The organism is Nocardia sp. NPDC004260, assembly GCF_053603155.1.
The window spans coordinates 19,023-27,703 of record NZ_JBSGEZ010000083.1; the positions used below are offsets into that span (position 1 = coordinate 19,023).

The following is an 8,681-nucleotide window of genomic DNA, read 5'->3' on the forward strand; positions in this document are numbered from 1 at the left end:
GACCTACTTCGGCGCGCCCAATCGTGCGCCGCCGTCGACGCGCACCACGATTCCGGTCGTGAACGCGTTGTCCACCAGGAATTCGATCGCGTGGGCCACGTCGTCGGCGGTGCCGACTCGGCCCACCGGGGTGGCCGAGGCGATCGAGTCGAAGACCTCGGTGCGCGCGCCGTCGGGCAGGAAGCTCCACCATTCGGTGTCGATCACGCCGGGGGACACCGCGTTCACGCGCAAGGGCGCGAGCTCGACGGCCAGCACCGGAACCATCGCCTCCACACCGGCATTGACCGCCGCCAGCGCCGCGGTGGTGGGCATCGAGCCGCCCGCCGAGGCCGCCGACACCAGGGTGATCGACCCGCCCTCGTTCAGGTGCGGCAGCGCGGCTTGCATCGCGGCGGTGTGCGGGAGCAGTTTGCCTTCGACGTGGCGGCGCAGATGATCGAGTTCGAGCTCGCGGAACGGCGTCGTGCCCGACGGTCCGGTCACGGTCACCACCACATGGTCGATCGGCCCGATCTCCGCGAAGAATCGGGTCAGTTCCGCCTCGTCACGCGCGTCGACGGTACGGCCGGTGACGTTCTCGCCGAGATCGGCCAATGCGGCCTCGAGCCTGTCTTTGTCGCGCCCCGCGATGATCACCTCGTGCCCGTGGTCGGCGAGCCTGCGTGCCGCGGCCAGGCCGATGCCCGATGTACCGCCCACGATGACGACCCGGTTGCCCACAACATCCTCCTGATTTTCGAAGCTCTGTGTCTCGAAATATAAACGAGGCACGGTGTCTTGTAAAGTGTCGGCATGACCGGAACCCGTGGCCGCCCGCGCAGCGAGGAAACCAGGCACGCGATCCTGCGCGCCGCGCTGGAACTGTGTGAACGGGACGGCTACCAGGACCTGACCATCAAGGCGATCGCCGACGCCGCGGGCGCGGGCAGGCAGACGGTGTATCGCTGGTGGCCGGACAAGGCCGCGGTGCTCATGGAGGCGCTGGCCGGGCTCGTCGAGGAGAACCCGGCATTGCGGGTGCGCGCCGGGTCCGACGACGTGCTCGCCGAGGTCGAAGGCTTGCTCACCGCGACCTACGAGCTCACGCGCGAGCTGACCGGCCAGGCGCTGGTCGGACTGATGGCCGACGCGCAGCGCGATCCGGCGCTGTCGGAGCGGTTGCAGGACGCCGTGATCGGCCCGCGTCGTGAAGTGTTGCGCACGCTGCTGCGGCGAGGTGTGGACAGTGGTGAGTTCACCGGGGCGGTGCCGTTGGACCTCGTAGTCGATTTCGCTTTCGGGGTGATGTGGTACCGCCTGCTCGGGCGGCACGCTCCGGTCGACGGGGCGTTGGCGAGGGAAGTCACCGCGGGTATCGCCGCCATGCTCGGGCGGAAGTGAGCGCGAGCGCTGCCGCATCGCGGCTGTCGTGGACGAGGGTGACGGGTGCGGCCGGAGTGAACATGTGACCGGCATCACAATTGGTAGTGGAGCTGCAGGTCAGCGCAGATGTGTTCGCCCTCTTCCTGTTACGTGACTGTTTGCCCGGGGCGAATCCTGGGTATCGGTCTGTTTCGTGCCACACCTTCGGTTCTCGCGGCCGGAGGTGGAACGAACCGAGGTCCGTGACGGACTGGAGAGGACGTGCACGTGACCGATCGAACTTCCGAGAGTTTCCCGCTGCGACGTTCCGTCGCGGCCTCCGCCATGGGTAACGCGACCGAATGGTTCGACTACGGCGTCTACGCGGCCACCGCGACGTATCTGACCGATGCCTTCTTTCCCGGGGAACTGGGCACGCTCGGCACCATGCTCGGCTTCGCCATCTCGTTCGTACTCCGGCCGCTCGGTGGCATGGTGTGGGGCCCGCTCGGTGACCGCATCGGCCGTAAAGCCGTGCTGGCCACCACGATCCTGCTCATGGCCGCCGCCACCGGCGCCATCGGCGTGTTGCCCACCCACGCGTCCGTCGGCGTGCTGGCGCCCATTTTGCTGATCCTGCTCCGCGTGGTGCAGGGCTTCTCGACCGGCGGCGAATATGGCGGGGCGGCAACGTATCTCGCCGAGTGCGCGTCCGACCGCAAACGCGGATTCCTCGGCAGTTTCCTCGAGTTCGGCACACTCGCGGGCTTCGTCGGCGGCTCCGCGACGGTGCTGGCCTGCCAGCTGGCGCTCGGTTCGGACACCATGCACGACTGGGGCTGGCGCATCCCGTTCCTCATCGCCATCCCGCTCGGCCTGACCGGGTGGTACCTGCGGGCCAGGCTGGAGGAGAGCCCGGTGTTCACCGAGGTCGCCGAGCACAAGCGTCCGCCAGGCGGTCTGCGTGAGGTGGTGACCACCTACCGGCGCGAGACGCTGACGCTGGCCGGACTGGTGGTCGCGCTCAACGTGGTCAATTACACGCTGCTGACCTATCAGCCCACCTATCTGCAGAAAACGATCGGCTTGGGCGAATCGGCCACCACCGCGATGATGCTGCTCGGTCAGTTGGTGATGATGCTGGTGCTGCCGTTCTTCGGCCGGCTGTCCGACCACGTCGGCCGCCGCCCGATGTGGTTGTTCTCGCTGACCGGCCTCAGCGTGCTCGCGGTGCCGATGTACTGGCTGATGGGCCAGGGCACGGCATGGGCGATCTTCGGCTTCATCGTGCTCGGACTGTTGTACCTGCCGCAGTTGTCCACCATCAGCTCCACCTTCCCCGCGATCTTCCCGACCCATGTCCGGTACGCGGGCTTCGCGCTGGCCTACAACGTCTCCACCGCGATCTTCGGCGGCACCGCCCCGCTGATCAACGAGGCCGTCATCGAGGCAACCGGCTGGTCGCTGTTCCCCGCCGTCTACATGGTCGGCGCTTCCCTGATCGGCCTCGTCGCCTGGAACTACCTGCGCGAAACCGCCGGAACCTCGCTGCGCGGCACCGAACTCCCCGACGCGGGTGAGCCGACTCCGGACCCGAATCCTGACCTCCCCGCCCAGCCGGCGTTCTGAATCACGGCGTCGAAACATCCGGTGGGAGTGTGCGCGGTCGTATCGGCCACCCGAATGCCGAGCCGCCACGAGCCTGTGTGTCGATCAATGATGGAACATCGTCGATCTCATCAGCGGACACCGCCCACCCGGTCGGCGGCGCTATCGGGTCCATTCCCGAAGGCGACTGTCATCAGCTGTTCCGCCTCGGCGGAATCATCCGCGCCGAACAAGGTCGCCACTGCGACGGCACGGCGCAGGTCGGCTTCGGGAACTCCGTCCGGAGCGGTTTCCTGCCAGTCGCGAAACGGATCGATCGCTTCCGCGGAGCTCTGCGGACGGGGCGTCGGAGCCGGTTCGGTGCCTTCGGGCGTTTGATCTTCGAACATGCGATCCCCCAATGGATTTCGTGAGCGAAAGAGCGCCGATCCTGGTGCTCAGGCTAACAGCGGGGTCCGACAGGTTCGGGCTCGTCGTTGTATGGGATCGCGTCGTGGTCGGGCGTCGTGGATATGCACTCGGTCACGCCGAGGAGGGCGACTCGTCGTCCTCCGGCCAGTCGTCCTCGATGACCAGCGCCCCGTCGCGCAGCGCGGTCGCGTACTGGTCGGCGACCAGATCGGCCGGGTAGGTCGGCCAATAGGAGACCGCGCCGGTGGGCTTGTCGATGACGCAGACGGAGCCGCCGACGATCACCGGCGGACTGTCCGGGTCGGCGTGCGGCGGGCGGGGGAAGGTGGCGACGGCGACGAAGCAGGTGTCGAACTCCGCTAGCTGATAGGTGATGCCGCGATCGGCGTAATCGCCGTTGGTGAGGTGCCGGTCGGCGATCCGGTGTGCTTCGGTCGGGTCCACCGGTGTGGTCGCGTCGGTGGGGTAGGCGTGGATGTCCATGTGTCGATGGCAGCTGGGGTGGGGCCGCCTGCTCCTTCTGGGTCTCTGGATAGCACGGTGGCGGCTCGTCGCAAGCCGGTTCGCGGTCAGTCGAAACGGATGGTGGACAGCATCTTGCGGGCAAGGACCTCCGGATCGGAGTCGGTGGCCAGTGCTGAATTATGCAGTGCCCCTTCGTGCCAGAGCGAAGCGAAGCCGTGCACCAGCGACCACGCGGCGAGTCGGGTCGACAATTGACGGTCCTGACTGTGGCTCGGCTGGAGGTTCGACACGCCGGAGCGCAGCGCCGACCCGGATCGTTCTCGCGCGGCGCGCAAGGTCTCGTTCTCCGCGTGAAGAAGGCTGTGCCGGAACATCACGTCGAAGTGTCCCGGATGCTCGCGCGCGAAGCGAATGTAGGCCATCGCGACCTCACGGAAGTCCGAACCGGCCTGCGTGAGCTGTTCGGCCAGCAGTTCGAATCCCTCGGTGGCCAACGCGGTGAGCAGTCCTGCCCGATCACCGAAGTGGTGGGCGGGCGCGGCGTGCGAGACGCCCGCGTGCCGGGCCAGGTTGCGCAGGGAGAGCGCGTCGACGCCGTCGGCGGCGATCCGCTCGGCGGCGGCGGTGAGCAGCGCCGCGCGGAGATCTCCGTGGTGATAACCGTCCTTCGCCATACCTCGATGGTGACCCATCATCTAGACATTGACAAGTTCATGGCCGCGGTCGTATCTTTCCACTGTCAAGATTTGCTCTTCGATCCACAGGAGATCCGATGGCACCGCTGGTCGTCCTCGTCGCCGTCACCGCACTCGCCCGGCTCGTCGGCTGGCTCACCGGCAATGGCTGGCTCGATTCGTGGGCGCACGCGACCGCGCTCGGGCTGGCCGCGATGCTGGCGCTCACGTCGAGCGCGCACTTCCTCCAGCCGCGCCGCGACGCTCTGGTCGCCATGGTGCCGCCCCGGCTGCCGAACGCCCCGGCGCTGGTGACGTTGACCGGTGTGCTGGAACTGGCGGGCGCGGTCGGCGTCCTCATTCCCGCGACCGCCGACCTGGCCGCGGCCTGCCTGATCGCGCTGCTGGTGGCGTTGTTCCCGGCGAACGTCCGCGCCGCCCGCGCCGAATTGGGCATCAAGACCATGCCTCTGCCCCTGCGGGCGCTGGTCCAGGGCGTGTTCATCGCGGCCTGCGTGGTCATCATCATAGGCTGAGAACGGCGAAAGGCCCGCTCACGCATCGCAATTCGATGGGTGAGCGGGCCTTTGCCGGGTCGGCGTTCAGCTGCCGCGCAATGCCTTGGCTATGGTGCGGCGCATGAACGGCCGCGCCATGTCCTCGGGCAGGTTCGCCCAGGCCAGGAAGAACCGCGTGAGCGGGTCGAGCGCGATGTGGTGGCGGCCGCGTTCCAGGCCGCGCACCGCGGCCTCGGCGACGCGCTCGGCAGGCATCGGCTCGATCGACCCGGTGATCGCCTTGGTCTCGACCGGCTTACGGGTGTTCTCCATGGCCAGCCCCGGTGTGTCGGTGTCGGCCGGATAGATCACCGTGACGTCCACGCCTTTCGGCTCCACTTCGTAGCGCAGGCACAACGCCAGCTGCCGGATGCTCGCCTTCGTCGGTCCGTAGGCGGTATACCCGGTGATGCCGAGAAACGCCGACGTGGAGCTGACCAACAGGATCTTTCCCCTGGACCGCTCCACCATGCCGGGCAGCACCCGCCGCACCGCGTGCACCGCACCGAGATAGTTCGCCGACATCTGCATCTCGAACTCGTCGAGCTGCACTTCGAGGAACCGCCCGGGCAGCGCGAGACCGGCGCAGCAGGCGATGACCTCGCACGGTCCGTTGCGCTGCTCCAGTTCCGTGATGGCCGAGGCGAGTTGGTCCGCGCTCGTGACATCCGCGGCGGCCCAGTCCGCGCCCAGTCGTTTCGCGGTGTCGCGCAGCGGAAGCTTCCGCCGCGCGATGAGCGAGACCTGCGCCCCACGCCCCGCGAAGGCCTCCGCCACCGCGGCGCCGATCCCTTCCGATCCGCCGGTGACGATGACGTGCTTGCCGACCCAGTCCTTGACCCGTGCCATCGCGGCGACTCAGGCTCGACTGGCGGTGACGATGTCGGCGATCCGGTCCCGCCACAGCAGATAGGTGGCGGAGCTGCCGTCGTCGGGCAGATCATCGAGCGAACTCTCGATCAGCGCGTCGGTCTTCGCCACGGTGGTCCCGCAGAAGACCTGCGCCGCCGCTTCGCTGTGCTCGTTGACGCTGTTGGTCTGCTGCCGGATGCGGGCGACCATGGCCGAGCCCAGCGACAGCTGCGGCCGGAACTCACCGGCCACGTCCCAGAGTTCCTCCATCGCAGCCGATTCCACGCCGCCCGCGAAGGTGACGGCGATGCCGACGCCGCTCCACAGATCGGCGTGCCGTTTCGGCTCGAACTCGCCGATCAGCCGCACGACACCGGCCGGGCTGCCGCCGCCGATGAACCACAGCGCGCGGCCCATGCCCTGGTCCGCGATGCGCTTCAGGTTGTCGCGGTCGCCGAGCCAGCCGGGGTAGCGGGTCTCGACGTGCTTGTCCCGCACGTAGCGCTGCATCTGGAAGAACGCCTTGTAGAAGCCGTAGCCGTCGATGGCGAGCCAGCGGAACAGCGGGTGCTGCGGGAACAGCTTCTTCCACCGGAACTTCGGGATCTTCGCCATGGCGAGGCCGACGCCGACGTACATGGTCAGCGCGTATTCGCTGGCCGGGCCGTCGATCAGGTCGGCGGCGCGCCGGCCGGGCGAGAGCGAGTCGACAGCGGTGAGACCGACCGCCGCGCCCTCGTAGGCGAACCCGCGGTACTTCGGCGGCACCCGCAACAGGGTGGCGATCAGTTCGTCGTTGTCGGAGCTGCGGACCGCGGAGTCGATGCCGCCGACCAAATGCATCGTCACCTGCTCGAGTTCGAGCGCGGTGTGCTGGTCGGGCTGCTCGAACCCGCTGAGCACCTGGCGGACACTGGCCGGACTGGGGACGAACAGGGCCGCGCGCAGCGGACCCAACGGCGAGGGCATGGGGTTCTCCAATCGTCGGAGGAGTGGGGGATCGTCACAGGATCAAGCGACGGAAGCCGCCGTCGAAGAAGGTCAGCGCTTCCGTGGCGGCCAGTTCGGCGTCGCGTTCGGCGTGTACGACCTCGCCGACGACGATGCTGTGGTCGCCGCTGTCGAATACGGCGTCGAGCTTGCACTCCAAGCCCGCGGCCGCGTTCGCCAGCATCGGCGCCGCGGTGTGCGGTCCGGGGAACCACTCGACCTGATCGAATTGCGCGCTGCCGTCGGGGCGCGCCGAGTCGGCGAAATACCGGGCCACCGGCTCCTGGTCCGCCGAAAGCACCGAAACGGCGAACGCGCCCGCCTCCTGGATCGCCCGGTGCAGGCGGGCCGTATGGGCGACGCACACCAGGATCAGCGGGGGATCCAGCGAGACGGACGTGAACGCGTTAGCGGTCATGCCGTGCGGCCGTGGCCACCCGGTGGTGACCACGGTGACACCGGTGGTGAACGCGCCGAGCACGCGGCGCAGCTCGGCGCGGTCGGTCATGAGCGGGCGGCCTCCTTCTCCGGTTCGGGTTCACCCGCGATGTCGGCCTCCAGGTCGTCGGCCACCACGGGCTGCTCCGCCGCTTCCGGCGCGGCGCCCCGTTGCCGCCACCATTCGGCGATGCCACGCACCCACCAGTAGACGCCGCGCGCGCCGCAGACGATGACCAGGGCGATGAACAACCCGTAGGAGATGTGCAGCGCGGTGACCACGCCGTACATGATGCCGACCGAGGCGCCGAAGATGATCTGCTGCTTCTTGCCCGACGGGGTGGTGCCCGGGTCGGTGACCATGTAGTTGGTGAACAGGACGAACGCCAGACCGGTCATCATGCTCAGGCCGGCCAGGATCGAGATGTTCGGTTCGATGAGCCCGCGCACGATGGCCTGCAGCGCGAACGCGCCCACCCACGCCATGATCAGCGGCATCTTCAGCGTCAGCTTGGCGTTGAGCATGGTGCCGGTCGTGAGCAGGCCGAGCACGATGAGCGCGTCCGCCGGTCCGGTGATGTATTCGGTGAAGTGGTACGGCGGTGCGACCGCGATCATCGGGAACACCAGGAAGCACACCACGACACCGAAGTTCGACGGGTTCATGAAGTGGCGCATCTTGCCGTTGATCTTGGCGCGCAGCACCCACTTCGTGCCGACCGCAACCACGATGCCGAAGATCACCGGCCACAGCTTGTCGTGCGCGAAGGTCAGGAAGTTGAACGCCAAGCCGGTGATGTGCGCGGGCAACAGGAACTCGAACAACCCGCGCGGCCCGCGGCCGCGGAAGGCGGGCGCACGCTTGTACGCCCAGGCCGCCAGGACCTCCAGCCCGATTTCGGTGGTGTAGGCGGTCGCCAGTGCGATGAACGGCCACAGGAACGGCTGCTCGAAACCGAGCAGCGGGAACCCGATCAGGTTGAAGATCGTGATCGAGATGGCGAAGTTGCGCAGCGCCAGATAGCGCGGATCCTTCGTCGCCGCGGGCTTTTCCATCCATTCCTTGGCGAATTCGGTGCCCGAGCGCTGCATCGACGAGATGCGTTCGGCGGTGGTAGTCGGTGCGGCCGTGCCGTTGCTTTCGGGAGCGGCGCCGTTGCCGTTGGCCGCGCCGTTGCCGTTGGCCGCCGATGTTTCGTGATGACCGTTCGAGGTGGCTTTCGCCTCGCCCGGATCCTTGTTGTCGTTGTCGCTGATAGCACTACCTTCGTTCATGGCTGGGACCTCCGGGGAACGCTTTTGTTGCTTGTCCTGCGAGGACTGAAATGAGACGGCGTCCCCG

Annotated in this window: 11 protein-coding genes; 3 read left to right on the plus strand and 8 right to left on the minus strand. The window is 67.8% G+C overall.

Going from position 1 to position 8,681, the window contains the following annotated elements:
* Nucleotides 1-3: 3 nt before the first annotated feature.
* Nucleotides 4-723: an SDR family oxidoreductase gene (locus ACWEO7_RS32560; protein ID WP_452428928.1), complete on the minus strand. Its 720-nt coding sequence runs from the start codon at nt 721-723 to the stop codon at nt 4-6.
* 72 nt (nt 724-795) lie between these two features.
* Between ACWEO7_RS32560 and ACWEO7_RS32565 the strand changes: the two genes are divergently transcribed.
* Both ACWEO7_RS32565 and ACWEO7_RS32570 read left to right on the plus strand, forming a co-directional pair.
* Nucleotides 796-1,383, plus strand: a complete 588-nt coding sequence (locus tag ACWEO7_RS32565) for a TetR/AcrR family transcriptional regulator (protein ID WP_452428930.1) — start codon at nt 796-798, stop codon at nt 1,381-1,383.
* Nucleotides 1,384-1,689: 306 nt separating this feature from the next.
* A complete protein-coding gene (locus ACWEO7_RS32570; protein WP_452428943.1) occupies nt 1,690-2,973 on the plus strand; it encodes an MFS transporter in 1,284 nt (427 codons plus the stop codon).
* A 110-nt stretch (nt 2,974-3,083) separates the two neighbouring features.
* On the opposite strand, the gene ACWEO7_RS32575 is transcribed toward ACWEO7_RS32570, so the two are convergent.
* The 3 genes from ACWEO7_RS32575 to ACWEO7_RS32585 all read right to left on the minus strand — a co-directional run bounded on the left by ACWEO7_RS32575 (nt 3,084) and on the right by ACWEO7_RS32585 (nt 4,502).
* Entirely contained in the window at nt 3,084-3,341 is a 258-nt protein-coding gene (locus ACWEO7_RS32575; RefSeq protein ID WP_452428931.1) for a hypothetical protein, read from the minus strand.
* 133 nt (nt 3,342-3,474) lie between these two features.
* Entirely contained in the window at nt 3,475-3,846 is a 372-nt protein-coding gene (locus ACWEO7_RS32580) for a hypothetical protein (protein WP_452428932.1), read from the minus strand.
* Between the two features lie 86 nt (nt 3,847-3,932).
* Entirely contained in the window at nt 3,933-4,502 is a 570-nt protein-coding gene (locus ACWEO7_RS32585; protein ID WP_452428934.1) for a TetR/AcrR family transcriptional regulator, read from the minus strand.
* A 98-nt stretch (nt 4,503-4,600) separates the two neighbouring features.
* Here ACWEO7_RS32585 and ACWEO7_RS32590 point away from each other — a divergent pair, with 98 nt between their 5' ends.
* Nucleotides 4,601-5,038, plus strand: coding sequence for a DoxX family protein (locus ACWEO7_RS32590; protein WP_452428935.1), 438 nt, complete (start codon nt 4,601-4,603; stop codon nt 5,036-5,038).
* 66 nt (nt 5,039-5,104) lie between these two features.
* Here ACWEO7_RS32590 and ACWEO7_RS32595 read toward each other — a convergent pair whose 3' ends face one another.
* From ACWEO7_RS32595 to ACWEO7_RS32610, 4 genes are read right to left on the minus strand one after another with little or no spacing between them, the layout of a single operon-like run.
* On the minus strand, nt 5,105-5,908 hold the full coding sequence (locus tag ACWEO7_RS32595) for an SDR family oxidoreductase (protein ID WP_452428936.1): 804 nt from the start codon (nt 5,906-5,908) through the stop codon (nt 5,105-5,107).
* A gap of 9 nt (nt 5,909-5,917) precedes the next feature.
* Nucleotides 5,918-6,880 carry a DUF1702 family protein gene (locus ACWEO7_RS32600; RefSeq protein ID WP_356961059.1) on the minus strand — a complete coding sequence of 321 codons (963 nt, stop codon included), beginning with the start codon at nt 6,878-6,880 and terminating at the stop codon, nt 5,918-5,920.
* 34 nt (nt 6,881-6,914) lie between these two features.
* The gene (locus ACWEO7_RS32605) at nt 6,915-7,409 is read right to left on the minus strand and encodes a flavin reductase family protein (RefSeq protein WP_452428938.1); all 495 of its coding nucleotides are present in this window, start codon (nt 7,407-7,409) and stop codon (nt 6,915-6,917) included.
* Nucleotides 7,406-8,614: an enediyne biosynthesis protein gene (locus ACWEO7_RS32610; protein ID WP_452428940.1), complete on the minus strand. Its 1,209-nt coding sequence runs from the start codon at nt 8,612-8,614 to the stop codon at nt 7,406-7,408. The genes ACWEO7_RS32605 and ACWEO7_RS32610 overlap by 4 nt, the downstream gene beginning before the upstream one ends.
* Nucleotides 8,615-8,681: the final 67 nt, after the last annotated feature.